This is a genomic window from Acidaminococcus sp. HCP3S3_G9_1 (assembly GCF_052122455.1).
Taxonomy (GTDB): Bacteria; Bacillota; Negativicutes; order Acidaminococcales; family Acidaminococcaceae; genus Acidaminococcus.
In genome coordinates this window covers 69,212-95,410 of sequence record NZ_JBQKCH010000010.1, presented here as the reverse complement: position 1 = coordinate 95,410, position 26,199 = coordinate 69,212, and the positions used below count along the sequence as shown (strand labels likewise).

At 52.7% G+C, this 26,199-nt stretch carries 26 protein-coding genes; 16 read left to right on the top strand and 10 right to left on the bottom strand.

Annotated features, from left to right (window positions below):
- Positions 1-17 precede the first annotated feature (17 nt).
- The 3 genes from ACTQY1_RS07720 to ACTQY1_RS07710 form a co-directional block, all read right to left on the bottom strand.
- Entirely contained in the window at positions 18-485 is a 468-nt protein-coding gene (locus ACTQY1_RS07720; RefSeq protein ID WP_441374023.1) for a hypothetical protein, read from the bottom strand.
- A 16-nt stretch (positions 486-501) separates the two neighbouring features.
- Positions 502-870 (bottom strand): hypothetical protein, encoded by a 369-nt coding sequence (locus tag ACTQY1_RS07715; RefSeq protein ID WP_441374022.1) that lies wholly within the window; start codon positions 868-870, stop codon positions 502-504.
- Positions 871-1,144: 274 nt separating this feature from the next.
- On the bottom strand, positions 1,145-3,397 hold the full coding sequence (locus ACTQY1_RS07710) for a MobA/MobL family protein (protein ID WP_441374021.1): 2,253 nt from the start codon (positions 3,395-3,397) through the stop codon (positions 1,145-1,147).
- A gap of 434 nt (positions 3,398-3,831) precedes the next feature.
- On the opposite strand from ACTQY1_RS07710, the gene ACTQY1_RS07705 reads away from it, so the two are divergent.
- The 14 genes from ACTQY1_RS07705 (at position 3,832) to ACTQY1_RS07640 (ending at position 21,007) form a co-directional block, all read left to right on the top strand.
- Entirely contained in the window at positions 3,832-4,539 is a 708-nt protein-coding gene (locus ACTQY1_RS07705; protein WP_441374020.1) for a VirB8/TrbF family protein, read from the top strand.
- 15 nt (positions 4,540-4,554) lie between these two features.
- Positions 4,555-5,646 carry a TrbG/VirB9 family P-type conjugative transfer protein gene (locus ACTQY1_RS07700; RefSeq protein WP_441374019.1) on the top strand — a complete coding sequence of 364 codons (1,092 nt, stop codon included), beginning with the start codon at positions 4,555-4,557 and terminating at the stop codon, positions 5,644-5,646.
- 19 nt (positions 5,647-5,665) lie between these two features.
- Positions 5,666-7,027, top strand: a complete 1,362-nt coding sequence (locus ACTQY1_RS07695) for a TrbI/VirB10 family protein (RefSeq protein ID WP_441374018.1) — start codon at positions 5,666-5,668, stop codon at positions 7,025-7,027.
- 11 nt (positions 7,028-7,038) lie between these two features.
- A complete protein-coding gene (locus tag ACTQY1_RS07690) occupies positions 7,039-9,573 on the top strand; it encodes a type IV secretory system conjugative DNA transfer family protein (RefSeq protein WP_441374017.1) in 2,535 nt (844 codons plus the stop codon).
- A gap of 2 nt (positions 9,574-9,575) precedes the next feature.
- Positions 9,576-9,950: a hypothetical protein gene (locus tag ACTQY1_RS07685; RefSeq protein WP_441374016.1), complete on the top strand. Its 375-nt coding sequence runs from the start codon at positions 9,576-9,578 to the stop codon at positions 9,948-9,950.
- A gap of 5 nt (positions 9,951-9,955) precedes the next feature.
- Positions 9,956-11,005, top strand: coding sequence for an ATPase, T2SS/T4P/T4SS family (locus tag ACTQY1_RS07680; RefSeq protein WP_441374015.1), 1,050 nt, complete (start codon positions 9,956-9,958; stop codon positions 11,003-11,005).
- A gap of 6 nt (positions 11,006-11,011) precedes the next feature.
- Positions 11,012-11,437, top strand: coding sequence for a TrbC/VirB2 family protein (locus tag ACTQY1_RS07675; RefSeq protein ID WP_441374014.1), 426 nt, complete (start codon positions 11,012-11,014; stop codon positions 11,435-11,437).
- A gap of 27 nt (positions 11,438-11,464) precedes the next feature.
- Positions 11,465-11,737 (top strand): VirB3 family type IV secretion system protein, encoded by a 273-nt coding sequence (locus ACTQY1_RS07670; RefSeq protein WP_441374013.1) that lies wholly within the window; start codon positions 11,465-11,467, stop codon positions 11,735-11,737.
- 11 nt (positions 11,738-11,748) lie between these two features.
- Positions 11,749-11,907 carry a hypothetical protein gene (locus tag ACTQY1_RS07665; protein ID WP_441374012.1) on the top strand — a complete coding sequence of 53 codons (159 nt, stop codon included), beginning with the start codon at positions 11,749-11,751 and terminating at the stop codon, positions 11,905-11,907.
- A gap of 36 nt (positions 11,908-11,943) precedes the next feature.
- Positions 11,944-14,511 carry a TraG/VirB4 family ATPase gene (locus ACTQY1_RS07660; protein ID WP_441374011.1) on the top strand — a complete coding sequence of 856 codons (2,568 nt, stop codon included), beginning with the start codon at positions 11,944-11,946 and terminating at the stop codon, positions 14,509-14,511.
- 99 nt (positions 14,512-14,610) lie between these two features.
- The gene (locus tag ACTQY1_RS07655; RefSeq protein ID WP_441374010.1) at positions 14,611-16,677 is read left to right on the top strand and encodes a YadA-like family protein; all 2,067 of its coding nucleotides are present in this window, start codon (positions 14,611-14,613) and stop codon (positions 16,675-16,677) included.
- A gap of 110 nt (positions 16,678-16,787) precedes the next feature.
- The gene (locus ACTQY1_RS07650) at positions 16,788-17,666 is read left to right on the top strand and encodes a hypothetical protein (RefSeq protein ID WP_441374009.1); all 879 of its coding nucleotides are present in this window, start codon (positions 16,788-16,790) and stop codon (positions 17,664-17,666) included.
- A 12-nt stretch (positions 17,667-17,678) separates the two neighbouring features.
- A complete protein-coding gene (locus ACTQY1_RS07645; protein ID WP_441374008.1) occupies positions 17,679-19,094 on the top strand; it encodes a type IV secretion system protein in 1,416 nt (471 codons plus the stop codon).
- Between the two features lie 5 nt (positions 19,095-19,099).
- Positions 19,100-21,007 carry a peptidoglycan DD-metalloendopeptidase family protein gene (locus tag ACTQY1_RS07640; protein ID WP_441374007.1) on the top strand — a complete coding sequence of 636 codons (1,908 nt, stop codon included), beginning with the start codon at positions 19,100-19,102 and terminating at the stop codon, positions 21,005-21,007.
- A 41-nt stretch (positions 21,008-21,048) separates the two neighbouring features.
- Here ACTQY1_RS07640 and ACTQY1_RS07635 read toward each other — a convergent pair whose 3' ends face one another.
- The 7 genes from ACTQY1_RS07635 to ACTQY1_RS07605 form a co-directional block, all read right to left on the bottom strand.
- On the bottom strand, positions 21,049-21,582 hold the full coding sequence (locus ACTQY1_RS07635) for a hypothetical protein (protein WP_441374006.1): 534 nt from the start codon (positions 21,580-21,582) through the stop codon (positions 21,049-21,051).
- Positions 21,583-21,636: 54 nt separating this feature from the next.
- A complete protein-coding gene (locus tag ACTQY1_RS07630) occupies positions 21,637-21,999 on the bottom strand; it encodes a toxin-antitoxin system HicB family antitoxin (RefSeq protein ID WP_441374005.1) in 363 nt (120 codons plus the stop codon).
- Positions 22,000-22,108: 109 nt separating this feature from the next.
- A complete protein-coding gene (locus tag ACTQY1_RS07625) occupies positions 22,109-22,288 on the bottom strand; it encodes a hypothetical protein (protein ID WP_441374004.1) in 180 nt (59 codons plus the stop codon).
- 72 nt (positions 22,289-22,360) lie between these two features.
- The gene (locus ACTQY1_RS07620; protein WP_441374003.1) at positions 22,361-22,795 is read right to left on the bottom strand and encodes a hypothetical protein; all 435 of its coding nucleotides are present in this window, start codon (positions 22,793-22,795) and stop codon (positions 22,361-22,363) included.
- A gap of 76 nt (positions 22,796-22,871) precedes the next feature.
- Positions 22,872-23,189, bottom strand: coding sequence for a hypothetical protein (locus tag ACTQY1_RS07615; RefSeq protein ID WP_441374002.1), 318 nt, complete (start codon positions 23,187-23,189; stop codon positions 22,872-22,874).
- A gap of 46 nt (positions 23,190-23,235) precedes the next feature.
- Positions 23,236-23,664: a hypothetical protein gene (locus tag ACTQY1_RS07610; RefSeq protein ID WP_441374001.1), complete on the bottom strand. Its 429-nt coding sequence runs from the start codon at positions 23,662-23,664 to the stop codon at positions 23,236-23,238.
- Between the two features lie 57 nt (positions 23,665-23,721).
- Positions 23,722-23,958: a hypothetical protein gene (locus tag ACTQY1_RS07605; protein WP_441374000.1), complete on the bottom strand. Its 237-nt coding sequence runs from the start codon at positions 23,956-23,958 to the stop codon at positions 23,722-23,724.
- Positions 23,959-24,423: 465 nt separating this feature from the next.
- Between ACTQY1_RS07605 and ACTQY1_RS07600 the strand changes: the two genes are divergently transcribed.
- The gene (locus ACTQY1_RS07600; RefSeq protein WP_441373999.1) at positions 24,424-24,849 is read left to right on the top strand and encodes a very short patch repair endonuclease; all 426 of its coding nucleotides are present in this window, start codon (positions 24,424-24,426) and stop codon (positions 24,847-24,849) included.
- Between the two features lie 100 nt (positions 24,850-24,949).
- Complete coding sequence (dcm, locus tag ACTQY1_RS07595) at positions 24,950-26,164, top strand: DNA (cytosine-5-)-methyltransferase (RefSeq protein ID WP_441373998.1); 1,215 nt, start codon at positions 24,950-24,952, stop codon at positions 26,162-26,164.
- Positions 26,165-26,199: the final 35 nt, after the last annotated feature.

Below are 26,199 nucleotides of genomic sequence, written 5' to 3'. Positions count from 1 at the left end.
GTCCTCCACGTTTCCTTTCACTCATGGACAGAAAACCGCTTTCCGCACCGGGTACACATCCAGGTATGTTGCCAGCCGGAGTAGACTTTCGGCCATACATTTTCATTCCATACATGGTCCTTCCCACCCAGAAAGCATCCATACATCCATCCCACTCCCATCATTGTCCAGAAGAGGACAGTGGCAAGGTCTTTATGGCCGGACCAGATTCCCACCAGCCCGAACAGGGCACCGAGGAAGAAGCCCAGGAAGATTCCTCCCAGGACATCGGTCTTGATATTTCTCTTCCTGGGCGGAGCCGCTTCCCTTGCCATTTTAGACAGCTGGGTCCCTTTGGATTTGAAGTAGCCCACGTTGACTCCCCCGGTCCCATAGGTGGTCCCTACGGAGTCCAGATTGATATCCCCGGTTTGTTCCTTCCAGATCATTTCCAGTTTCCGCACATCATCGGACCCGCATTGGGGGCACAAATATCTATCATCCATGGTGTTTCCCTTCTTCCTACCAGTTCCTGGGGTTGAATCTTTCCACCAGACTCTCCCCTTCTGCTGTCACATACATACTTATCCCTGTGCAGACCATTCCGATGGCTGCATAATATTTGTTCATCCATCCATCGCTCATCCCTGCATAGAAGTAGAAGAATGGAATCAGCTGGAGCAGACCGAGGATAGGCCGGAGCGGATTGGGGATGAAGGCATCCCAGAACTTCAAGAGCCTCCACACAAAAGTGAACAGCACATCCTTCCCGAAGTCGCTTTCTTCCGGGAGCCATTTGGCTTTGATGATGTCCCCCGTCTCAGAGCGGATCACCATCGGTTTGATTTCTACGACTTTCCCTATCGTCCTTTCCAATGTATCTATGCTCATGGTTCCTGCCTTCTTTCTTTTTTCTGACCGTAGCCCCCGGCTGGCTTATCGCTTTTCCTGATTCCTGGCCTGGTGCTGCGTATTTTTTTGTTTTTTTCCACGGTTCTAGCAGAGCGGCGGAGACCGGGAGGACAAGGGTCTGCCCGGAGGGACCGGAAAAATTTTGGCTGGTGATCTTCCGGGCAAAAATTTTCCGGCCCTTGTCCGGCAGGGCTCCACTGCTAGAATAGAACCGGGAAAAAAGCAAAAACGCCATTGGTCTCATGGAACCATCTCATCTGAAGATATTTTCCAACTCCAGTTCTTTCAGTTCTGCTTCGTTCTTCACCGCTTCACGGAATCTGGCTGCATATTTTTCTTTTTCCAGTTCGTTGTCATGGAGTTTGGCATTGGAATTCCTGCTGGATTGTTCTATGAACTGGTCGAGGATTCCATCCAGGAGTTCGTTCCGTTTTCTGTTTCCCAGGTTATATTTATTGAAGTTATCTTTGATGTTCTTGGGGTCTTTGGGGTCGAAATGGTAATCTCTCTTGGGTTTTTCGTTCCTGGGTCTATAGAGAGGGGTCCATCCTTTGTAGTATTTGTGCTTTACATCATAGTCATTGATCTGGTCAATCTTCCCGTCTTTGAAGGTGATGACATAGGTAGGAGCCAGCCCGTTGATGATGTCATCGTTTTCCCGGATGGCTTTCACGGAGCCATTCTCCACATCTTCCCGGGTGATGTCATCCCGCCCTTTGTTCTTGAAGAGATAGTACCGCCCGGTATCCGTCTCGATATAAGGACACTGGTCCAGAGGAAGGGAACCCATGATCTTGTTCCTGCCACGGACCAGGGGCGGGATCTTGTCTTCCGTATAGACTTTGTTCTGCATGAACTGCTTCGTATTTTTGTTCCGATTTTCGTGGAAGATATAATTGATGGTCTTGTCCAGCTGGTCCGCCTGATGCTGGTGGGCCATGGCTTGCCCGTAGAGTTTCCCTGCTTTTTTCTTCAGGGCTTCCAGCTTTTCTTTCTCTCTTTCCATCTTTGTGGTCTGGTCTTCCACGATTTTTGCCTGTTCGTTGCGGATGTTTCCTTTGATCCGTTCAAGGACAGTCTCCTTTTCTTTCAGGAGTTTATTGAAATAGGCGCACTCTTTCCCCAGTTTGATGCGCTGTGCCGTGAGTCCTTTCCGTTCTGTTTCGGAAAGATCCGTGCGTTTCAGTTCAGCCAGTATCTTCCGGTAATTTTGTTTGGCCTCGAAGCTCCTCCCGGCGAAGAGGATGTATTCCGCTTTCCTCTGGATCTCTTTTTCAGACAGCATAGGGGCAGCAGAGCCTTCTGTCCGTCCTTTCTTGATTTCTTTCCAGATCTTCTGGCTTTCTTCTTGGAGTCTTTGAGCTTTTTCTCTTTCTATCTCCATCTTTGCCATGGCAAAGTCGATGATATCCCCATAAGTGACCAGCATGGGGTCGGATTCCCGATAATCTTCTCTCTTGTCTCTTTTTTCCTGTTCTTCTTTCTCTCTTTCTTCTTCCGCTTCCTTTTCCTGGCGTGCAGAAGCATCCTTGGCCATCCGGGCAAGGATTTCTCTCTGTCTTTCCGTTTCTTTTTCCTGTTGGAGGGCCAGCCGGGCCTGCTGGATTTCTCGTGCGGTCTTCCGCATTTCGTCGGCGATGGCATATTGGATCACGTCTTCGAAATCCTGCTGGTGTTCCTGGTCCAGATGTTCCACAGTCCAGTCCTTATCTGGCGGGATGTCGGCGTTCTTATGCACCTCTTCTTTTGCCTGTCTGATATATTTCCGGTACTTGGGGTTGCAGTATCTCTTGCTGATGCTGTAGGCAGGGAGCCGGTCCAGGAGCTCCGCTTCTTCGTATTTCCCTTCCTGGAGCTTCTGCTCCCGCTGTTCTTCCAGGCTTCTGCTGGAGATCTCGATATCCAGGCCCCGTTCCTTGAACTTTCGGTTGACGATATCGGCCCACAGGTCCCGCATGGACTGGTTCATCTCCTTGGAGGCGAACCGCCGGTCCACCTTGTATCCGGAGACCGGGTTCCCTTGTTTGTCTTCGTAGTAATTCTGGAAATATTTTTCGGCTCCCACCGGACGGTCCTCTTCGATGGTCTTCTCGCAGAACATCACATGGGCGTGGATGTTCCTGTGTTCCGGATCCAGGGCTGCTTCCTTGTCATGGATGCAGAAGGTATAGGCATGATGGTTCTTGATGCCGGTCTTTTCCAGGAATTCCTCCACACAGGCCTTGTTGTCTTCCAGGGATAGTTCTTCCTGGAGCCCCAGATGGAATTCCCGATAGGCCCGTCCGTTCACTCTCCGGTGTTCTTCGGCGGCTTCCCAGAATTCCTGGGGATTTTCCGCCCAATAGGGCATATTGCCGCTCTCGGAACAGACCAGATCCTCACCCCGGTTCCGGAGATGGGCATAGCGTCCTTCTCGGGCGATATAGTCATAATGGGCTTTGGTATTGATCTTGACCCCGGAACGGGTGGTCCCGTGAGGACGGTTGGAGAAATGATAGATGGCCATTCGGGAATTCACCTCCTTGGTTTCCAGGGTTGATAAAATCCGCTTGCGGATTTTCTGCCCTCCCTGTCCGGGAAGCCCATCTGACCGGAGAGGGAGGGCCTGTTACGGCGAAGCTCTGCTTTGCCGTCCGCCGAAGGCGGCCCTGTCCGGAGCCCTTCGCTCCGGACCACGCTACAAATGTCCAGGACATTTGTGTAAGCGTGCATTGCAGGCTTTTGATTTATTTTATCATGAAGCGTTTTGTTTTTCCATATTTTATTTCATCGAAGGTTTTCATGGAATTTCCATGTACCTTTGAAAATGGTCGTTTAACATTGTATTTCCTGCTATTTTTGCTAAAATTCATTTCGCCATAATTATTCATTTGTGATAAAATAATCATATGCAAATAACGTTTTTGCAAATCTTTTATTTCCAGTCAAAGGAGTGAGGAAATGGAACCCCAACACAAGTTCCTCCCAAAATCGGATGATCTCACCGCTCCCCTGGATAAGCGGGCGGAAGACACGGGAGGTCTGTACGCTTATCCTATGTTCAACCTGGACCAGTCACGGAGGGAGGCGGAGAAACGGAACCGTTTCTACATCGCCCTGTGCATGGTCTGCGTGATTGCGGTGGTCTTCGTCACGCTGACCAGTCATTTCAAGGTGTACACCGTCCGGGTGGACAATGCCACCGGAAGGATCGATGCTGCCCAGGAGCTGAAGGCGGTCCCCTATAAGCCCCAGCAGAAAGAGATCCAGTATTTCCTGACCCAGTTCGTCCGGGACATCCGGACCATCCCGCTGGATCCGGTTGTCTACAAATCCAGCTGGAACACGGCCCAGCACTTCCTGACCACCCCTGCTTCCAATAAACTGGCCACCCTGATCAAGAACGATGACCAGATCAAGAAGCTGGGACGTTCCACGGTCCAGGTGGAAATCAAGTCCTTCCAGCTCCAGCCCAATACCAAGAGCACCTATCAGGTACGGTGGCAGGAACGGGAGTTCTCTGCGGGTGGCGAAGTGAACAAAGATTCCGTCCGGAACTATATCGCCGTGTTCGCCGTTTCCGTCCAACCTCCGAAGGATGAGAAGGAACTGAATTTCAATCCTCTGGGACTGAAGATCACGGACCTGAACATCGCCCGGGAAAATTAAGGAGGCCAGAAGGAAATGGATAGAAGAACCAAACGGTATGTCCTCCTCTCTACCATCGTGCTGACCGGCCTGTTCAAGAACCAGCTCCCGGCGATGGCTGCCGCTTCCGATTATAAGGCGGTCTACAACCTTGCAGATGCAGGGCAGTCGGCTTCCAAGAAGATCTACGAATTCGGACAGGACTCCCAATATCGGGTGGAGACCCAAGTGGGCCATGTGACGGACATCGAGCTCCATCCCGGGGAACAGGTCACGTACATCGTGGGCGGTGAGACCGCCCGATGGATGGTGGACAAATCCATCGTGGGAACCACGCAGCACGTCTATGTGAAGCCTCTGGAGGCGAACATAGAGACGAACCTCATCATCAACACCAATGCCCGGTGCTACCGTATCCTGATTTCTTCCGGCGATTCCTACACCCCGGTGGTCGCCTGGAAATATTCCGATGAAGAAGTACAGGATGAAGCCCGGAAAGCGAAATTAAAGAGACAGATCCGACCTTATGATTCCGATGATCCCTTCGTGGATCCGGATGTGAAGGCCAAACTGGAAGAATGGAAGGACCGCCATTCCGATGGCCCCGCTCTTTCCAGTGAAGAAAATCCTTCTTCCAGCCGGACAGTGGGTCGGACCAAGAACGACCAGCCATTCGTCATCAACTGGATGAAGAAGGACGGGGAAGAAAAGAAAGGAAAAGATTCCGGGAAGAAATCTTCCTATCTCTCTTTCCGTGACCGGATCCGTCAGGTCCGGGAACGGGATACCCGGAATTTCAGATACACCATCCGGAACGTGAAGGACGTGCCTGTGGACCTGCTCCCTCTCCAAATCTGGGACAACGGGAAACAGACCATCATCAAGATGCCGAAGAACAACAAATATGATCTTCCGGTAATCTACACAGTAGATGATTCCAAGAAGCTCCAGCTGGTGAACTTCCGGGTCCGGGACAGCCATATCATCGCTGACCGGGTGTTCCGGAAGGCCCGTCTCCAGTATTCCCCCAAGAAATATATCGAGATTGTCCCTTCCAAAGACAAAGAGACTGATAAGATCCGTGAACAGCATGAACGGGACCTCCGCCGCTATGTACTCAAAGACTGATGAAAGGATGGTTGGATAAATGGGACTGAAAGATGTCAAAGACAAGTTCAACCGCTTCTTCTATCGGCAGCCGGAAGAGCCGGATCCCGAAAAAGAAGAAGAGGAGGAACGAGCGAACGAAGCCTTCAAGGAAGCCTTCGGCGAGAACCTGGACGACGGCATCCAGGATGGTGACGGCGAAAAACCGCAGGACCGGATTGTCACCGTCAAGAAGAAGGCACTGGCGACGGTCGGTGCCGGTATCGCCATCTTTTCCGTGGTGGCCATCGTGAACAGTGCCTTCAAAGCACCGGCGACCCACAAACCGGAAAAGGCTGGAGAGCTCAATTCTAATTCAGCCAACAGTGGTACGACGAATCCGGCCAACGGTCTCCCGGATGATTATGCCCAGCTCAACAAGTACCAGAACTCCCTGAACAAGAATGGGAAACCTGTAGCCAGGAAGAATTCCAAAGGGACCGTCCCGAACGGCACGGTCCGGAACGATGTCATCACGCCGGAAGAAGCGGCACAGACTCCCGTCCCGCCCCGCCGGTACAATTTCACCAGCGACCCCTCTCCCTCCCGGAGCACTCCAGCTCCGGCTGCCAGGACCATCTATGTGGATGACGACGGAGATTCTTCCGGCGGCGGTTCCGGGAACGGAAGCGCAAGCGGCGGAAGCAGCGGGCAGTCAGATCAGCAGAGCCAGACGATTGCCAAGATGCTCTCTTCTGCCCTTGCTTTCAAGTTTGATTCTTCTGGCGGGAGCACAGTACAGATGCCCCAAGGGATCACTCCTGACAATGCTTCTGATGGGGTGTTCACCCTGAACGCTGGTGCCGTCATCCCGGCTACTCTCCTCACGGGTGTTTCCAGCGATGTTTCCAACGGAGATGTGGTGGCCCAGATCCGGCAGGATGTGTACGATTCTCTCACCGGTACCCACTTGCTGATCCCTCAGGGCTCCCGTGTCCTGGGTACCAGCGGGAGTGCCGGGAGCCGGGGCAACAAACGGATCGGCGTGGTCTTCAAACGGATCATCTTCCCGGATGGACGGAGCATCGATCTGCCGAACCAGAACGCCATCGACGGCGTAGGATATCCTGGTCTGGCCGACAAGTATGATGACCACAGCTCTTCCCTGTATCGGTCCGCTTTCTGGACCGCTCTCCTTTCTGCCGCTGCCCAGAGTGCCACCGGCGATTCCGGCGGCAGCGATGACCGGAGCCCTGGCGAAGAAGCGGTGGCTGGTGCTGTAGCTTCCGTGCTCCAGACCGGCCAGCAGATCATCCAGCGGGATGTGAATATGCAGCCTACGATCACCATCTCCCCCGGCTTCCAGTTCTCCATCTTCGTGAACCAGGATTTCTCCCTAGGAGAATATGAGGAAGAAGGCTGATGTGATGGCCTATGGGTAAGTTCACTGCATTCTTCCTTTCCTTCATCGTCATCCCTCTGGGCAGCCTTTGGGCAGCCACCCAGAGGGTTGCGGAAATCATGGAATACAATGCCCATTTCTTGGGGAAACCGTTCATCGGACATTACTATCTCCCTTGGAGATATTTCCAATGGAAAGCCCTCTATGGTCCTATCGTGCCGAAGATCTTTTCTTCCGTTTCCATCTATTTCCCGGTGGCGTTCTTCCTCAGCATGGCTCTCCTCTATTTCACTTCCCATACGAAGGATATGACCAGCCATGGTTCTGCCCGCTGGGCAGAATATAGGGACCTCCTGAAACTGGATCTGATCTCTGGTTCCGGGGTAGTAGTGGGGCTGTATGACAGCCCCCTGAAACGGGCCTTCACCTCTTTCCTCCGTTCTGTCGAACTGGTGAAGAAAGAGAAGAAGGCTTTCGCCGAACTCTCTTTCGAGAGACGGAAGGCACTCCAGATGGACAAGAATGTCCAGAAAATCGCCCGTCTGAAAGAAGAGATCGCCGATTCGGATGATCCGAAGAGGAAAGAAAGTCTCCAGAAGAAGATCGGGATGTTGGAAGCCGAGAACAACAGGAAATATGACCCGCTGGATGAATTGGACTTTTTCGTCTGGTTCCTGGATCTTTCCTATAAGATCCTGTTCGGCCTCTATAAGAAGATGTCCCACTTCTACCTCCGGGACAATTCCAACAAGCACCTGGCGGTCATCGCCCCTACCCGGTCCGGTAAAGGTGTCGGGCTCATCATCCCTACTCTCCTGGGTGGATGGAAGTCGAGTACCATCGTCAACGACATCAAGTCGGAAAACTGGGCCGTGACCAGCGGATACCGGAAAAAGAAGATGCGCCAGGTGACCATCAAGTTCGAACCCACGGCGGAAGACGGTTCCACTGCCCGTTGGAACCCTTTGGATGAGATTCCCATCGGGACTCCCATGGAAGTCTCCATGGCCCAGAACCTGGCGGCCATCATCGCCGATTATGAAGGGAAAGGCAAGCCTGACCACTGGACCGCCAATGCGGCCATGGTCATCTCTGCGGTCATCCTCCATCTGAAATACGCCCACTGCGTAGATCCGGAGCATTATCCCCATCCATCCCTCTTCACGGTGGCCAGCTATATGAAGACCAACGTGATCCCTCAGATCGATGATGATGGACGGCCCATTGAATGTACTGATGAAGGGGATGACGTGGATGCTTCCGACCCTTCCACCTGGCGGAGTGCCGGGTTCGTGGATACGTTGAAATTCCTGACCAACCCGGATTCCCCTTTCGAGCACGTCCCGAAGGAAGGGATCAAGATCCGGGAGTGGGACACCCAGAAACAGGCATACGTGGAACGGAAGTTCACCCAGGAAGACCTGCATAACCTGTATCCGGGCCAGGAATCTCTGAAGGAACATCCGGGGATCCACCCCATCATCTACCAGTCCTTCAAGGAAATCGTGGCGAAGCCACCCAATGAAGGCGGGTCCATCATCTCCACGGCCAATACGGCCCTGAAGGAATATCTGGACCCGGTCCTGGCAGCCAACACGTCCGTCAGCGATTTCTGCGTGGATGATCTGATGAATTACAAGAAGCCGGTGAGCCTGTACCTGGTGACACCGCCTTCGGACCTGCTCCGGCTGGCTCCCATCTTCCGGCTGTTCTTCGAGATGATGGTCCGGCACCATGCCCGGGTCATGGGCTTCGAACACGCCAGGCCCGTGGATAAATACAAACATAAATGCCTGTTCCTGATGGATGAATTCTCGTCCCTGGGGAACCTCCAGTCCTTTGCTGCCACCCTGTCCTACATCGCCGGGTACGGTATGAAGGTGTTCCTGATCAACCAGGGGCTTCCCCAGATCAACGGCATCTATGGTAAGGACAACCAGATCCTCATGAACTGCCATCTCCAGATTTTCTATGCCCCCAACGACAATGATACCGGGAAGTATTGTGAAAGCCTCCTGGGCAACAAGACCATCGAGACGGAAAGCGTCTCTTCTGACGGTGGGCTATTTGGCAAGAAGAATTACAGCCGGTCCCAGACGGGCCGTGCCCTGATGACGGCAGATGAGATCAAGCGGTTGGGAGACAAGGAAATCATCGTGGCCAGCGGATTCCCGCCGGTCCTGACGGACAAAGTGAAATATTATGAAAACAAGTATTTCACGGATAAATTGCTGGACCCTCCTGTGGCCAGCGATGTGATCCGGCACAATCCTTACCCCAGACGGGTCCGGCTCCTCCTGGAGCATGATGACCTAGCGGATTTCACGGATGACGAGATGCGCAGCGTGGATACGGGCGAAATCCTGCCGGACCTTGCCGAAAAAGTGGCGGAAGCCAGGGACAAGGCAAGAGGCGGGAGACGCAAGGCGCAGGAACCTCCTGCCAAGGAGGCTCCCCATGCGGAGGAATCCCCTAAGAAGGACCGTTATGCCCTGAAGGATTTCGGTTCCATCTCCCTGCACCCCAAAAAGGACAACAGGGATCATATAGATAAAAAGGAGACTTGACTATGGCATCTACTCTTTTGAACCTCATCGAGAACAAGAAGAAACTGAAAAACCTGGCCATGAAGCAGCGTGCCATCCAGGAAAAGATGAAGAACAATGAAAAGAAGCTCCAGCGACAGGCTGCCATCCAGCTGGGGGAAGCCGTCCGGGAGACGGCGGAATCCATGCAGATGGATCCGTCTGAGCCGTTCGTCATCGGCTGTATCCTCTACGTGGGGCACCTGCTGAAATCTGGCGATCCGGCTTCCGGGGACCGGCTCCGGTCCCAGCTGAAAGGCCTCTATGACCAGTATCTGAAGGACCTGGGGAGCAGCTCCCAGCCGGAAGGCGGAACAGAAGACGCTCCGGCTCCGGAAGCCGGGCCTGAAGAAGGCTGATATCTATGGCACAGGTCCCTCAGAAGACACCGAACCAGGTGACGCTCGATACCACCATGGGCCCCGCCCTGGTGGAGCTCTTGGCCCGGAAGGACGTGACGGAAGCCTACTGCAATGATGATGGGACGGTATGGTATATCTCCCAGACCGAAGGGAAGGTCAGATCTTCCATCGTCCTCCCGGAGGAACGCCGGATGGCGGTCATCCGGCTCTGCGCCGGACAGGCCGGGAAGATCATCGACAACAATGTGCCGGACATCTCCTGTGAGATCGATGGCTATGGCTACCGGTTCCAGGGGGAGATCCCCCCCATCGTCCGGTCCCCCCAGTTCAACATCCGGAAGAAAGCCCTCCTTGTCTTCCCACTCTCTTCCTATGTGGAAAGCGGGTCCCTGACCATCGGGTACAAGAATTACATCGAACACGCCATCAAGGACAGGAAGAACATCCTGGTGTCCGGGGGGACCGGGACCGGGAAGACCACGTTCCTCAATGCCCTCCTGCTGGATATGGCGGAGATTTCCCCGGACCACCGGATCATCTCCCTGGAAGATCTTCCGGAACTCCAGTGCCCAGCGGAGGATTATTCCCCCATGTATACCATGCAGGATACAGGGGATCCCCATAAAAAGGTCTATAACATGACCCGGCTCCTTGCCAGCTGTATGAGACGGTCCCCGGACCGGATCATCGTCGGCGAAGTCCGGGACGGGGCAGCCTATTCCATGCTGAAAGCGTGGAATACCGGCCATCCGGGAGGCGTATGCACCACCCACGCCGACAATGCCCTGTTCGCTTTGACCCGTATCGAAAACCTTGCCCGTGAAGATCCATCCTGTGAGAGCCTCTCGGAAGAAGCCCTCCGGAATCTGATCGGGGAAGCCATCAACGTCGTGATTTCCATCGAGCACAAGGTCCTCCCCAATGGGGTCCGGACCCGTGTGATTTCGGAGATCCTTGAAGTGCATGGTTACGATGCGCTGAAACATCAGTACCGGACGGTCCCTGTGGACCCACAGATCAGGATCGAGCCGGTCATCAGGAAAAAGGAGTGATCTATGATGAAAACCAACGGAATTTCCATCCAGAAGACGGATCTGAAGAAAAAGGCTCTCGCCATGGTGAAGAGCCGGGATTTCTGGGTGATGCTGGGAGTCCTTTCCCTGCTCATCCTGGCCAACACCAGCTTTGCTGGAGGCATCGAAGACATTGCCAAAGCTGCTGATTGGCAATGGCCCTGGACCCGTTTCTTCGCTTCCCTTGCCAAAGAGCTGACGGGGCCCCTGCCCCTGACCCTGGGCATCATTGCCATCGCCGGGGCTGCTTTCAGCCTGTTCGCCGGTCATGGCGGGCCCGGGACCCAGAAGTTCTTCGTGCTGATCTTCGCCATCGGCATCTGTCTCTTCGCTCCCACTTTCATCTCTTATATCCAGGAATCTGCTTCTGCAGCTTCCATCACCGATGTCATCGGAAAGATCCCCAGATGACGGAGGAGAGGAAAGCAGGTGAATGGAATGGCGAAAGAAAAGAGAGAGCTCCCGGAGGGGTATGTGGTCCCTATCCGGCGTTCCCTGACCCAGCCCATGCTGTGGATGGGAGTCCCCCGGACCCTGCTCATCCTGGAATTCGTCCTGGCACTGATCTTCGGGGTACTGTTCAAGACCATCATGGTGGTGTTCGTCATCGTGGGGATCCATTTCGTGTTCCGGTTCCTCACCCACAACGACCCACAGTTCCACGAAGTCTTCCTGAGATACCTCCGGAACAAGAGCTATTACGATGTATGACGAGGTGAGACATGGATGCGCTGACGCTTGTGCTTATGGGAATCGTCCTCGCTTCCAGCGGGACCGTGGGCTTCTTCTGGCCCTCCGGTCCCCGGAAGCCCAGAGGGTTCTTCCTGTTCCTCATCTTCGATGGGCTCATCGTCCTGGTATCCGGGATCTCATCTCTGTAACAGGTCCATCCGGACTGAAGAAAGAAGGTATGTATCTTGGCATTTTCTCTGAAAGGGAAGATCGATGATTTTCTCTTTTATTTCAACCGCAAGAAGAAGGATATCTCTAAGATTGGATATTCCACCCTCCTGGGGGCCTTCCGGGAACGGGACAAGGTGTCCTCCCTCCTGCCCTGGGGGCTGGTCTCCTCTGGAAAGGACGGGACCATCTTCGGACGGGATTTCTCTTTCATGGCCACTCTCACCTTCCGTGGCCGTGACATGGCTTCAGCCACCCCGGAAGAGATTCTCCGCTACAATGCGGAATTCAACAAGGCCTTGAAGGTCTTCGGGACCGGTTCCGTGGTCTATTTCGAGGCCCAGCGGCATTATTCCAGCAGCTACCGGGAATCCCGGATGCCTACGGTCCTGCTCCAGCAGTTCGAGGAGGAACGGAAGGAGTATTACGAAGGCAAGGCCCATTTCGAGACGGATTATTATCTGACTCTCTATTATCTCCCCAGCAAGAAGAGCCGGATCCTCAACGAATTCATCCGGTCCGGCAATCCGAAGGCGGAAGACAAGGACAAGACCTTGAAGACCCTCCGGAAGGAATATGATGTCTTCGTGGACCAGGTGAACCTCCTGGGCAACAGCCTGTACAATCTCACCAACAAGACCATGCGTGTCCTAAGCCCGGATGAGATGATCACCTACCTCCACTCCACCGTGTCGGCCATGCCCCATTTCGTCAAGGCCAATTACAACCAGGAAGTGTGGTCCTATCTGGCGGATTCTCCCCTCACCGGGGGTACGAAGCCCATGCTGGGCGAGAAGCATATGCGCCTCGTCACGGTCCTGAGCTTCCCGCCGGTGGGGTCTCCCGGCTATCTGGACATCATGAATTCCCTGAACATGGAATTCCGCTGGGTCAGCCGGTTCTGCTGCCTCAACAAGGAAGATGCCGTGGATTTCACTGGCGACGCAGCGGACCGCTGGGGCCAGATGAAGAAGAGCATCGTCACCATGACCCGGGAATCTATCACCAACACCACTTCTGACAAGGTGGACCAGAATGCCCTCATCCAGGAACAGGATGCCCTCCAGGCCGGGGTGGAAGTCCAGCAGGATTATGTCTCCCTGGGCCGATATACCATGACTTTCGTGGTCCTGGATGATACAGTCCAGGGCGTGGAAGACAAGGCCGGAAAAATCATGCAGGCCCTCAACTCCCGTGGTTTCGTGGCCTACAAGGAGACCTTCAACTCCCTGGAAGCCTGGTGGGGTTCCATCCCCGGATGCTGGCGGGCCAATGTCCGCACCCCTGTTGTCTCCAGCCTAAATTTTTGTCACTTGGCCCCGATCACCGCTACATGGAGTGGTGACCTGGACAACAGGTTCCTGAAGGGGCCGGTCCTTTTGTATACGGATACCGTGGGCAACAGCCCGTTCCGTCTGAACATCCATGTGGCCGACAAGGGCCACACCATGGTTGTGGGCCCTTCCGGGAGCGGGAAATCCGTGCTCCTGAATACCCTGGAAGCCCATTTCCTGAAGTATCCGGACAGCCGGATCTTCATCTTCGATAAGGCAGCGTCCTCCAGGGCCCTCACCCTGAGCGTTGGAGGCCATTTCTACAACCTGGCGGCGGAAGGCAGCCATGAGTTATCCTTCCAGCCTTTGGCCAGGATTGACGATGAGAATGAGAAGAAATGGGCCAAGGAATGGATCAAATCCTACCTCGAACAGCAGAACCTGACCGTGGATTCCAAAGTGGACAACTATGTCTGGGAAGCTCTCCAGTCTCTGGCCACCATGCCTCCCGACCAGCGGACCATCTCTGTGTTCTGTACCATGGTCCAGAGCGAGGATATCCGGCTGGCCCTGAAGGCCCTGACCCAGAAAGGCTCTTACGGGAAGCTTTTCGACAACGACCGGGATGTTTCCGGGAAGGGTCGGTGGCAGGTCTTCGAGATGGAGACCCTGATGGGTACGCCAGCCATTGTCCCCTCCACCCTGGATTATTTGTTCCATCGGATCGAGAGCACTCTGAAGGAGAACGCCGGTCCGTCCATCATCGTGCTGGACGAATGCTGGCTGTTCTTCGACAATCCGGCCTTCAAGAATAAGCTGAAGGAATATTTCAAGGATATGCGGAAGAAGAACACCTCCATCGTTTTCGCCACCCAGAACCTGGCGGATATCGCCCTGAAGCCGGATCTGATGACTACGATCATGGAAAACTGTGATTCCCGAATCTACCTCCCCAACCCCAATGCTTCCAACCAGCAGAACCGGGAGCTGTATTATTCCTTCGGGATCAACGATTCCCAGATCGACATCATTTCCTCCATGACCCCCAAACAGGATTACTATTACAGTTCTCCCAAAGGGGACCGGGTGTTCCAGCTGGCTCTCCGGAAGGCTGAGTTCCCCTTCGTGACGGCTACGGCCAAGACGGATCAGATTGCCATGAACCAGTTCATCGCTTCCCAGGGGAGCGATTTCACCACGGAGAAATTCATCCATTACTGGTTCGGCTACAAGGATTGTCCGGAGGAATGGGAGAAATATCTCCAGCTGAAGGAAGCCCTCTCTCGGGAAATGGCCAGCCGTTCCGCCTGAATATCCACAAGCAGATGTGGATATTCTTATGGATGCAGATACGGATATATATGTTGATGCAGATATATATAATGAAGGTTTTTGCATGAAGAAAGAAGGATGAGAAAAGTGATCACCAATCGGATGAAAAATGCCGTCCTGGCAGCGGTAGTAGGTCTGTCCTGCACCGTAGCCACCCCCTGCTTCGCCCTTACCTACCATGGGACGCAAGCGGCCAATAATCCTGTGACCGGGAAGATTTCCCTGGGCAATGGGTATTACCTGCAATACGGCTATGCCCGGAACAGCATCGGGGAACATGATGCCGTCCAGTTCAATTTCTCCCAGAAGTTCGACAACGTTCTGTTCGCCGGTTCCCTGGGGGCCAACCTGTTCGGGGATGGCCACCGGCAGGACGGCAATGACACCGGGGTCTCCACGGTGCTTGATTATGACAATACCGGCATCGTGGTCCGGGGGACCAACAACTCCACGGAGAACCCCATGTTCATCGCCGTTGGGACCATCGGCCCTGTGACCGAAGAGGACCAGGAAGAAGTCCTGAAGAAGAAAGTGTCTCAGATTATCTCTGACGGGACCCTGGATGACATCATCAACTCCGGGAACACCACCACCGGCGGGGACACCCATACAAAAGGGAACACCACCACCGACAAGGATTCCCACACCAAAGGGAGCTCTACGGTGGATGGGGATTCCACCATCGGGGGCAGCGAGACCATCGGCAAGGACCTTGACGTAAAGGGCAATGCCACCGTGGAAGGCAATGGGACCATCAAAGGGGACCAGACCGTGGAAGGCGATTCCAACGTGAACGGAAGCCAGACCATCGACAACGATCTCCATGTGAAGGGTGATGGGACCATCGATGGGAAGACCACCCTGGGCGGGGATGCCGACATGAAGGGCAATGCCTCCGTAGGCAAGGATCTCCATGTAAAGGGCAATGAGACCGTTGACAAGGATTCCCACATCAAGGGGAACCAGACGGTGGATGGCACTTCCACCCTCACCGGGGACGTGACCACCGCTGGGAACGTGGAAGTGGGGAAAGACCTGACGGTCAAAGGGAACGGCTCTGTGGACGGGGATTTCACGATCTCCGGGAAATCCCAGTTCAAGGGGGACGGGACCTTCGACAAGAACCTCACTGTCAAGGGGGATTCTGATGTGAAGGGCAATGCCCATGTAGGCAAGGACCTGAAGGTAGACGGCAGTGCATCCATCGGGAAGGACCTGACCGTCAACGGGAAGATCACTGGGAAAGACGATGCCACCTTCGAGAAGGGCCTTACGGTCAAAGGCGATTCTGACCTCCAGGGCAATGCTTCTATCGGCAAGGACCTGACGGTCAAGGGGGATTCCGATCTCCAGGGCATGGCCCATGTAGGCAAGGACCTGACGGTGGACGGGACCAGCACCCTCAAAGGGGACGTGGCCATGGGCAGCAATGCCACCGTGGCCCGGAACTTCTCCGTAGGCGGGGATGCCCGGATTTCCGGGGACCTGTGGGTCCATGACCAGAACTACATCGATTCTGTAGGGATCAATGCCAACGGCCACAAGGTCCGGAACGTGGCTGACGGTGCCATCGCTCCTGGCAGCCGGGATGCGGTGAACGGCGGTCAGCTGTATGACTTCAGGAGCAACGTGGATGACCGGTTCAACGTGCTGGGCGACCGGATGGACAATGCCGTGGCCGGTGCGGTAGCCCTGGCCGGGCTCCATCCCCTGGATTATGATCCGGACAACAAGCTGTCCTTCGCCGTGGCCGGTGGCCAGTACCATGGAGCCACTGCCGGTGCCCTGGGTGCCTTCTACCGGGCCAATGACAAGTTCATGGTGAGCTTGGGCGGAGCCATCGGGAAGGAAAAGGCTGTGAACCTGGGCTTGTCCTTCAGCCTGGACGGCAAGGCCAACAGCAATCACGGCAGCCGGAAGGAACTGCTCCAGACCATCTCCACCATGAAGGGCCAGATGAGCTTCATGGCCAATGCTCTGCTCCATCAGAAACAGGAAATGGATGCCCTGAAGGCCAAGCTGGACCAGCCCTCCCCCGCTCCGGAAGTTGCCCTCAAACAGGCTCCCGCCGCTCCGGAACAGGCCGCTCCGGCACCGGAAGCTCCTTCTTCTGATGATGAAGGAGAGGAAGAAGAAGACGAATAACTGAACCAGAACCGGTACATACACAGGCGCACATTTCCATGAACAGGTTGTGCTGCATACCATATCCTCCTGTGTATGTACCGTTCTACCCTATGAAAGGAGTGATCCTGATGCGTACCCTTTTATCTTCCATGCGTGACATCTACCAGTACAAGAAGTTCATCGTACTGTGCGGGACCTGCGCCGCTTTCGCCGGGTTCACGCCGGATGCCGCTCCGGCAGATGCCGCTTATATCGTGAAGGACCCTCAGAACATCGCCGAAACAGTGAAGAACGTCCAACAGGCCATCAAGATCTATACGGCTACCAGGGAACAGGTAGACCTTCTGGTGAAACAGATCACCGGCCTCCCCAAGGCCGTATTGACCCGGCTCCAGGGCGAAGCCCGGGAGTCCACCAGCGACCTGGGCAAAGCCCTGAAGACAGCCGGTGGGATGATTGGCGGCGAAGCGGGCAAGGTGCTGGAAGAAGCCGGGAATGCCGATGCCTATTTCGGCAAGATGTTCCCCGTCCTGGGGAAAGGCCCCACCGGTCCCTTGTCCGGCGATGCCACGGTCGGTCCTCTGCCCGAGATTTCCACGTCCACCCAGGTGGATGCCAAGCAGCAGTCCAATGCCAATATGGCACAGGCCAATATGCAGGGAGTGAAAGCCCTCCGTATCCTGTCCGACCGTCTGCAAGTCTGGACCAAGACCCTCCAGGACCTGGAAGAGCTCAACGCCTCTCCTGAAGGCCAGAAAGCCGCCCAGCAGATCACCAACCAGATAGGGGTGGCCCAGGGCCATATCCAGGCCATCCAGACCAACATCCAGGCCATCCAGGCCCAGCAGAAGATCTTCCAGATGCAGAAGGAAGCCCAGGACAAGCAGAATGATATCGCCGCCTCCAAGGCAAATGCTGCTGCTGAAGAAAGCGCCATTGATAAGATTAAAGAAAGTCAGAAGAGCCGGTCCATTTCCAATGATGACCTGGGGCTCTATGTCCGTTAGGAGGAATTTATTATGGTTGCTCCTACTGATCTCTCTCAATCGGGATTCCTTGATTCTATCGTCAAGTTTTTTGCTTCTAACAGTGCTCAGGGCCTTGCCAATATCTATCCGAATATCATTTCTCTGATCGGTTCTCTGGCCATCATCGATCTTGCCAGCTCCTGGTATCTGTATGAAGGGCAGCTGAAGATTTCCAATGTCATCAGCCGTCTCATGAAGATCTTTGCTTTCCTTTTTATGCTGTACTATTGGTCCCATCCGCTCCCCGGGATCTCTTTACCCAATAATATTCCGGCTACCATTCCCAATGTCATCCTTCTTTCTTTCAGCATGGTAGGTATGAAAGCATCGGGCCATTCTTTTTCCGAAGGGCTGAAGGCTTATGAACCTTCTTTTGTTTTGGATCAGGCTTTTATTGTTTTGGAACCTATTTTTAAAGATTTGACTGGTTTGTCGATTCTAAAGAATGGATTTGGACGTGCTCTGATTGAATTATTGGTAATTGTCGGGGTCTTCCTTGCTTTTTTTCTCATGGCTCTCCAGCTTGCTCTTGCCAAGATTGAATTTTATATCTTCAGCACGCTTGCAGCCGTGCTGATTCCTTTCGGACTTTTCAAGAAGACAGATTTTCTCTGGAAATCTGTCTTCCCAGGGCTCTGCAATTTCGGGATGAAGCTCATGGTCCTGTATTTCATCATGGGTGTCATGTATGAACCTGTTTTTGCGACTACTAAATTAACGGCTGATTCTTCATTCAGCAAAATGCTTGTGGTTGTTGCATCTTGTCTCGTGATGGGGCTCCTGGTATGGAAACTGCCGGAACTGGCCATGATGATGATTTCCGGCCAGAGCCAGATGGAAGGTGGCCGTATGGCCGCCGGGACGGCTGCTGGTGTTGCGAAGACGGCTTGGAACCATCCGAAGGCCAGCAAAGCTGTTCTGGCTGCCGCAGCTGGTGCTGGTGCTGGTGCCGGACTTGCAGGTCTTGCCGGTGGAGCTCTTGGCGGAGCCGCCATAGGCGGTTTTGCTTCTACTGCTGGTGGCTTCTCCGGCATGGCTTATGCTTCTAAAGTCGGGTTCGATGGACTCGTTGCGAAAGGGAAAGCTGGAGCTGGTTTCGTCAAGAACAAAGCAGCTGCTGGAGCTAGAACAGCGTTCCATGCCGTCCAGACGGCATGGAACAACCGGCCCGGGACTTATGAGACTACCCGGATGCCTCATCCGAGCAGCGAAATTGTCCCTTCCGGACCCGGAGGTTATTATCCCAGCTATCCTACCGAGTTAGGCGGCGGTGCTGATTCCAATCATCGGCTTCCGCCTCCTGATCGGATTTATGCTGGATATACTCCGCATGAACCGCCTTCCGGCGGTACCGGACCTTCCGGGAATGCTGGCCCGACTCCTCCTGCTCCCCCATCGAAGGGGTGATCTTCATGAAACGATTCTTTGTCCTAGCCTGTCTACTTTTTCAGCTCTTCTGTTCCGTCTTGTCCGTATCGGCAGCTCCTGCCGGTACGGACAAGACGGGCAACTTGGATAAGCCTTCTTCTCAAGATGTCTTTGCTGCTTCCTCCACCACACCCAACCATTCTTTCGACTGGCCTGTCAATAGCACCCAAATCAATTCCCCATGGGGTCATCGGATTTGCCCTGAACATGGTGAAGAAGACCATGATGGTGTGGATATCGGGATCGAGGATGGCAGCGAAGTCTATGCCACAACGGGTGGTGTCGTATCGTTCGCAGGACGATTGGGAGATTATGGGAATCTGGTCATCATCGACCATGGCCATGGTATCCAAAGTTATTATGCCCATAATTCAGAAATCTATGTCGAACCTGGGATGCCTGTCATGCAGGGAGACCTGCTTGCCCTAACCGGTACTACTGGTGCTACTGAAGGCGGACATTGTCATTTTGAAATCCGGGTCAATGGTAAATCTGTCGATCCCCTGCCATGGCTGAACGGGAACCCTTCCTTTGTCGGACGTTCCCATCCGGATATGCCTCTGCCTTGGGGCATCGAAGAACTCTATAAGATGGGGAGTTCCATCAGCCAGATCATGAAGGATGTTTCCACGGCTGCCCATAAGGGGTATCAGCTCATCAAGAAGAGCTGTTTCTCCCTCTTCTGGATCTTGTGTATCCTTGATGTTACATTGCCCACTATCCTTGGTGGGATGACGTTTTCTTTGAAGATGATGATCGAGAAAGTCGTAAAGTATGGGATGTTCACCATTTTCCTTTCTAAGTGGTGGGACTGGTTCGTGGATGGGATGTTCCTACAGGCTGTGATCAATATCTCTGGTACTTTCACCGGAGAAGGGACAGCTCTGGGAGCCCAGGTGTCCCAGCCCCAGATGATCCTGCAAAAGGGAATCGCATTGGTGACACCGGCCTTGAACAAGATAGCCCAGTACGGGGCTCTGACGTTCATGAAACGGTTCATCAGTGAAGTCATGCCCATCTATGCCATGTCCCTGATCACTATCCTGTTCTTCCTGCTCTTGGCCATCCATATCATGGTTACGTATATCGAGTTCTTCATCTGTGGTGCCCTGACCATCACGACCCTGCCTTTCGGAGCCTGGAGCATCAGCCAGTTCCTGCCGAAGAAAGGCATCGATGCGCTGGTCCACTGCACCTTGAAGCTCCTTGTGACTAGTATCATGGTAGGGTTCATCACACTTGTCATCAAGGATGCGAAGCCTTATGACCAGTTCAAGATGGATAATATCCCGGCTGCCACGACTTCGACCACCGGTATCACTGGACCGGAAGATTTGAAGCAGAAGGCTGCTTTCTATGCCCAGAAGTACGGAGTCCCCGTACCCGTCTTCTGGTCGTTGATCCAGCAGGAAAGCACCTGGAATCCGGAAGCCGTGGGCGGAGACCCTGATCCTGAGGACCGGGGCCTTGGCCTGTGCCAGATCACTCCTGGTACAGCCGAAGCCTATGGCATCGATTTGGACAATATCTTCGATGTGGATGTGAACCTCGATGGCGGAGCGAAGATCCTTGCTGATTATTACCAGAACTATGCTGATGGTGACTGGGCCAATGCTCTGGCTGCTTACAACGGCGGGCCCGGGAACATGGCCGCTGGCCGTTCCTATGCCCAGGAGGTCCTGGCCCGGGCCGGAGGTTCGGGGACAAGTTTTGGCGGACCTGCTGCCATTACGGTCGATCAGTGGATTGGTTTCATGGGTATGTGCTTGCGCTGCATTGCATTGGTGGTCCTCACCATCATCCTCCCGAAGGATATCCTCGGTGCCCAGAAACTCAGTGTACAGGGCGGTGCCAGCTGGATTTTCCGGAAGATCCAGTGGCTCAGAGCATAAAAAGAGGGAACTGCGATTTGCAGTTCCCTCTTTCAGTATTTTTACTGTTTATTCCCTTCTGCTGTTGCTTTGGCTGCTTTTTTCTGTTCAAAATCTATTAATTCTTTTTTTATTTTTTCAACTTCTTCTTTAGTCGCTTTCTTATAAGTCAATTTTCCCAATGTTGGACTATGATGACTGATTATGGTGTTATCTTTGCTCATATATGTATAGAATGGATCTCCATCCATTGTTAAAGTGTCGTTTTTTTCATCATATATAAGGCCTTTCTGTACATAAGGATCTGATTCTCTTACGTTGACTTTATAATCATAATGCTCTTTTGCTCCTATGCCTAATGATGTTCCCCCATAATTACGGATTTTTATGTGTGTTGTTTTTTCGGTACATATATAATTTTTATTATTTTTTTCAAACGTTATGACGCTCATGTAATCATTATCGCCAGTATCTGTTTTTTCCACGAATACCCAGCTATTGGCCGTGAATTTTTCACTCTTTCCCCCACAACCGGCCATAGCCAGGGCGAAGACCAGACAAGCAAAGACAGCAAACATTTTTCCCCATTTTTTCATGATGATCTTCCTCTCTTTCGTTTATTTTTTAACGTTTCCAATTTGGAAACGATGTCAACTTTTGTAAAGATGATTGATCCCGCAGGATATCAGATAGACAATCATCTGATTCAAGCTCACGCCTTCTTCTTTTGCCAGCAAGGAAATCTTCCTGTGGAGGCTCTTGGGCATCCGCAGGGCGAAACGGCCACTGAACTGTTCCAGGGTCAACGGCTCCGGGATTTCTTCATTCTTTTCCAGACGTTCCTCCAACCATTCTTTTTTCTTCATTTCCAACGCCTTCAGGGCCTCTGCTTCAGTAGGGCCTTGACCTTCACAGCCCTTCAGAAGAGGGATATAGGCCAAATAACCGTTCTCTTCTGGTTCCAGGATTTCCTGGTAAGGGAGGGCCATATAATATTTTATATCTTTATCCATGGTTTTCCCTCCTTTTTATTATGATATCATATATAATATCATGATGCAATTAGGCTTTTATACAGAGATACCCCCATCTGCCGACTATGGCAGATGGGGGCGATTTTTTTCAGTTGTTCCGATTCAGCTGCTCTGCCAGGAACAGGGCATCGCTCCGGCTCCGGTAAATCTCTCCGGCATATTCCATGTTCCCACCGCCCATCGGACGGCTCCGGTCCAGTGTACGGCAGACCTGGTAGAAATGCTTCCCTTCCACGTATTCACTGGCGATTTCCCATCTTCCCTTCATCCTGTTTCACTCCTTTCTATATATCTGCATGGTCATGCTCATGCAGATATATAACAAGATATAGATATGGAATCATCTGATACGGATCAGTCCGCCTCCGGCACTTTTGTACTGGATTGTCCCGAATTCTGATAAATCCGGGCCTGTCACGTTTTCCACATAGACGACAGCCAGATCGTTTTTCATGTCTTCGGCATCGGCTTCCCATTCTTCCTTATAGGGAGATACATAGAAGACATCATAGAATTCTCCGAAGTCTACTTTTTCATGGGTCATATGGTAGACCACGCCACCGGTCATTTTTTCAACTTTCCGGACGATGTTTTTTTCCTTATCTTCCAGCCAGAAGAGGGCTCCGAAAGGGTTTCCCATGAAAACGGTCCTGTCTGAACGGTACAGCACCCCTTCTTTGAAGCCCTTCACCACATCCGGGTGGAGGGACATCTTCTCCAGCCTCTTCAATGCTTCTTTTTCCATTTCTTTTTCTGTCGCTTTCATCTCATCCATTTTTCTCTCTCCTTTTTTCACGGATTGCGGTTTTTCCATCCCTGGCAGGGATTCCCTGCCAGGGTGGTTCCAGCCTTCAGATATCTTCCCCATGCAACCGGCGGAAATCAAATTGTCTCTGCATGACCCACAGAAGGGTTTCCCGGCTGTTATCGGTTTTACTGTGCCATTTGATCAGATGCAGGCTGCTGGTCTGGCTGATGATGTCACAGAGGGCAGAAACGCTGTTGTCGCCTCCGATGCGGGCGACAGCGTATTCATTGGGGCTCCCTTCGGAAATCTTGATGAATTCTTCATGGAGATATTCCACTTTATAGATTTTCCGGCCCATCCCTGCGTTGAGGGTGTCTTCCAGGCTCTTGACGAAATCTTCATGCCAATCTTTCTTTTCCATCGTCTTTTCCTCCCTTTGGGTGGCGGGGAAGAACCCCGCCGTTGTTTTAATGTTTGGCGTAATATGCCAACCGCTGGCAGATTCTTTCTGCGTCGCTATCTGGCATGTCGTAATCTCGCTTGATTTGTTCCTTGTCCGCGGCTCTCCATCCGGCATCAAAAAGGGATGCGGCCAATTCTAAAATCACGAGGTCTTTTTCTCGAGGCTCTACGACGTAATCCAGTTCAGCAAGAGGGTCTTCTTCCGGGTCGTAGTCGTCCGGATAATCAAAGTCGGGGTTATTACCGGCGATATAATTCTCAGCGTAATCCACCAGATAGTCAACGTCTTCAACCTTGTAGGCTTCAAGGGTTTCGTCGTAGTTATTGGCGTTGGTGGCGTCGTCGAAAAAGTCGGCGCTGAAATCCTCGTTGGTTTTGGGGTCTCTCATGGTGATTTCCAAAATGTTGTTTTCATCGTAAAATCTTGTTGCCATTTTTTCGCTCCTTTCTGGCGGTCCGTCATACCGGACCGCCCTTCCGTCCCGATTGGTTCAGTCTTCTACATCCTCTTCACTGATGCCCAGAGTTTCGAAAATATAATCACTATCGAAACGGATGAAATCGTTGAGATTCGTGAGGTCTTCCCCTTCCGGGAAGAGTTCATCGAGCAAATCCATGAATTCATCTTCCTTATCATTTTCTTCGATCGTTTCCATGGTCTGGATGGCTCCACTCCAAAGTTCATCCTTCAAGCTGTCGAAGTCATTGATTTCACGTCTAATAATCATGATGAGTACCACCTTTCAAGCAGAGGGACGGAGCTTTTTCCCGTCCTATGAGAGTTTAGAGGGGCTATGCCCCTTTAGGTTTTGCCGGTGTCCCGGCTGCCCGTTTTTTGAGGCTTTTTTCTTGGCCCCTTTCTAATGGCGGAGGCCGTGAGGACAAGGGTCTGCCCGGAGGGACCGAAAAAATTTTGGCCGGTGGTCTTCCGGACAAAAATTTTTCGCACCCTTGTCCGGCAGGCTAGAGCCATTAAAATGGGACAGGAAAAAAGCCGAAAAAGGTTCAGCCCGTTGCTTGGCAACGGGCTTCCTTTTCTCTGTTTTTGATGGTTGATCTTTTATCCGATTCATGTTATATTCATGGTAGTTGAGCGTTATTTTCCTATCGTAATTTATCTGTATTATTCCTTTCCCTTGCCATAAGTAAACAAATGTTTTATTATATAGTAACAGCGTCTCAAAGGGGTCCTTATGATGAAATATCAATTCAAGACCACGCCTGAACGGTCTCGCATCATGAGCAAGATCCGTGGAAAGGATACGAAAATCGAGGTTAAGCTGCGTCTTGCCTTATGGCATCTGGGCATCCGCTATCGGAAGAATTACAAGAAACTTCCTGGAAGCCCTGACATCGCACTGACCAAGTACCGTATCGCTGTCTTCTGCGACAGCGATTTTTTCCATGGTTACAATTGGGACGCACGGAAATGCAAGATCAAATCGAACCGTGATTACTGGATCCATAAGATAGAAGAGAACATCCAGCGAGATAGGGAATATGACAATCTCCTGGCTGAAAAAGGCTGGATCGTACTCCATTTCTGGGAACATCAGATCAACAAGGACTTGCATGGATGTATCAAGGAAATCCTTTCTTATATCCCTAAGAAAAGATGAAAGAAATGGCCTTCGATCCGTCATCCGACGGTGCTCATTCCCTGCTCATGCAGGACGGCCAAATAAGTGTGATGGCGATTTTGCCAAGGAGGACTTACTGATGGAGAAAAAAATCTGTGAGCTGTTTGCCGGAGTCGGCGGATTCCGTCTGGGATTCGACCGCCTCAACAGCGGATGGGAGACAGTCTGGTTCTCCCAATGGGAACCAGGGAAAAAGGTCCAATGGGCCCATGACTGTTACGTTTCCCATTTCGGAGAATGTGCCGACCTGAACGGGGAATTCCATACGGGAGAAGATATCTCTACCGTGGATAAAGCATCCATCCCCGACCATACCCTATTGGTTGGAGGATTCCCCTGTCAGGATTATTCTGTAGCCCACACCCTGAAATCCTCCAAAGGGATCGAGGGAAAAAAGGGAGTCCTTTGGTGGCAGATCCGGGACACCCTGGAAACAAAGAAAGCTCCTTTTGTGTTGCTGGAAAACGTGGACCGTCTCCTGAAATCCCCCGCCAAACAGCGTGGCCGTGATTTCGGGATGATCCTGGCCTGCCTCCGTGACCTGGGCTATTCGGCAGAATGGCGGGTCATCAATGCAGCCGAATACGGCGGAGCCCAGCGAAGACGGCGGACATTCATCTTTGCCTATCGCAATGATACCAACCATGCCGCTATCAACAGCCAGCCCCCAGAAGAAATCATCACCCGGACAGGGCTCATGGCCCAGGCTTTCCCGGTGGAATCGGATGTGGAAGTCAGTTCCACCGACCTCCCTGCTGACCTGGTGGAAGTATCCGATACTTTTTCCTTTCCCTTCAAAGGTGCCGGTTTCATGACAGATGGCACCATCTATACGGCAGATGTGGAAGAGAAGACGGAAATGCCGGTGCTCCTGGGCCAAATCCTGGAAAAATGTACGGATGAGGATTTCTACATTTCAGTGGATGACCTGAAAGACTGGACCTATCTGAAAGGTTCCAAAAAAATCCCCCGTACAGCTGCCAATGGCCATGAATATGTATTTTCTGAAGGTCCTGTGGGCTTCCCGGATTCCTGGGACAAACCCTCCCGGACCATGCTCACCAGTGAAAGCACCAAGAACCGCAGCACCCATGTAGTGGCAGATCCCGGAACTGGACGTCTCCGTATCCTCCTCCCTCTGGAAGCAGAACGGCTCCAAGGGTTCGACGATAACTGGACGGATACCGGGATGCCCAGAAGGATGCGGTATTTCTGCATGGGCAATGCCTTGGTGGTACCCATGATCACCCGTATGGGGAAGGTCTTGGATCAGATCATCGCAAAAGAGAAATGAAAAGGAAGAGACCTTACGGCATAGGCCGCAGGGTC

What these genes read in the sequence shown, in the direction of transcription:
- ACTQY1_RS07720 (WP_441374023.1), bottom strand. Translation starts at nt 485, where the DNA reads ATGGATGATAGATATTTGTGCCCCCAATGCGGGTCCGATGATGTGCGG.
- ACTQY1_RS07715 (WP_441374022.1), bottom strand. Translation starts at nt 870, where the DNA reads ATGAGCATAGATACATTGGAAAGGACGATAGGGAAAGTCGTAGAAATC.
- ACTQY1_RS07710 (WP_441374021.1), bottom strand. Translation starts at nt 3,397, where the DNA reads ATGGCCATCTATCATTTCTCCAACCGTCCTCACGGGACCACCCGTTCC.
- ACTQY1_RS07705 (WP_441374020.1), top strand. Translation starts at nt 3,832, where the DNA reads ATGGAACCCCAACACAAGTTCCTCCCAAAATCGGATGATCTCACCGCT.
- ACTQY1_RS07700 (WP_441374019.1), top strand. Translation starts at nt 4,555, where the DNA reads ATGGATAGAAGAACCAAACGGTATGTCCTCCTCTCTACCATCGTGCTG.
- ACTQY1_RS07695 (WP_441374018.1), top strand. Translation starts at nt 5,666, where the DNA reads ATGGGACTGAAAGATGTCAAAGACAAGTTCAACCGCTTCTTCTATCGG.
- ACTQY1_RS07690 (WP_441374017.1), top strand. Translation starts at nt 7,039, where the DNA reads ATGGGTAAGTTCACTGCATTCTTCCTTTCCTTCATCGTCATCCCTCTG.
- ACTQY1_RS07685 (WP_441374016.1), top strand. Translation starts at nt 9,576, where the DNA reads ATGGCATCTACTCTTTTGAACCTCATCGAGAACAAGAAGAAACTGAAA.
- ACTQY1_RS07680 (WP_441374015.1), top strand. Translation starts at nt 9,956, where the DNA reads ATGGCACAGGTCCCTCAGAAGACACCGAACCAGGTGACGCTCGATACC.
- ACTQY1_RS07675 (WP_441374014.1), top strand. Translation starts at nt 11,012, where the DNA reads ATGAAAACCAACGGAATTTCCATCCAGAAGACGGATCTGAAGAAAAAG.
- ACTQY1_RS07670 (WP_441374013.1), top strand. Translation starts at nt 11,465, where the DNA reads ATGGCGAAAGAAAAGAGAGAGCTCCCGGAGGGGTATGTGGTCCCTATC.
- ACTQY1_RS07665 (WP_441374012.1), top strand. Translation starts at nt 11,749, where the DNA reads ATGGATGCGCTGACGCTTGTGCTTATGGGAATCGTCCTCGCTTCCAGC.
- ACTQY1_RS07655 (WP_441374010.1), top strand. Translation starts at nt 14,611, where the DNA reads ATGAGAAAAGTGATCACCAATCGGATGAAAAATGCCGTCCTGGCAGCG.
- ACTQY1_RS07650 (WP_441374009.1), top strand. Translation starts at nt 16,788, where the DNA reads ATGCGTACCCTTTTATCTTCCATGCGTGACATCTACCAGTACAAGAAG.
- ACTQY1_RS07645 (WP_441374008.1), top strand. Translation starts at nt 17,679, where the DNA reads ATGGTTGCTCCTACTGATCTCTCTCAATCGGGATTCCTTGATTCTATC.
- ACTQY1_RS07640 (WP_441374007.1), top strand. Translation starts at nt 19,100, where the DNA reads ATGAAACGATTCTTTGTCCTAGCCTGTCTACTTTTTCAGCTCTTCTGT.
- ACTQY1_RS07635 (WP_441374006.1), bottom strand. Translation starts at nt 21,582, where the DNA reads ATGAAAAAATGGGGAAAAATGTTTGCTGTCTTTGCTTGTCTGGTCTTC.
- ACTQY1_RS07630 (WP_441374005.1), bottom strand. Translation starts at nt 21,999, where the DNA reads ATGGATAAAGATATAAAATATTATATGGCCCTCCCTTACCAGGAAATC.
- ACTQY1_RS07625 (WP_441374004.1), bottom strand. Translation starts at nt 22,288, where the DNA reads ATGAAGGGAAGATGGGAAATCGCCAGTGAATACGTGGAAGGGAAGCAT.
- ACTQY1_RS07620 (WP_441374003.1), bottom strand. Translation starts at nt 22,795, where the DNA reads ATGGATGAGATGAAAGCGACAGAAAAAGAAATGGAAAAAGAAGCATTG.
- ACTQY1_RS07615 (WP_441374002.1), bottom strand. Translation starts at nt 23,189, where the DNA reads ATGGAAAAGAAAGATTGGCATGAAGATTTCGTCAAGAGCCTGGAAGAC.
- ACTQY1_RS07610 (WP_441374001.1), bottom strand. Translation starts at nt 23,664, where the DNA reads ATGGCAACAAGATTTTACGATGAAAACAACATTTTGGAAATCACCATG.
- ACTQY1_RS07605 (WP_441374000.1), bottom strand. Translation starts at nt 23,958, where the DNA reads ATGATTATTAGACGTGAAATCAATGACTTCGACAGCTTGAAGGATGAA.
- ACTQY1_RS07600 (WP_441373999.1), top strand. Translation starts at nt 24,424, where the DNA reads ATGATGAAATATCAATTCAAGACCACGCCTGAACGGTCTCGCATCATG.
- dcm (WP_441373998.1), top strand. Translation starts at nt 24,950, where the DNA reads ATGGAGAAAAAAATCTGTGAGCTGTTTGCCGGAGTCGGCGGATTCCGT.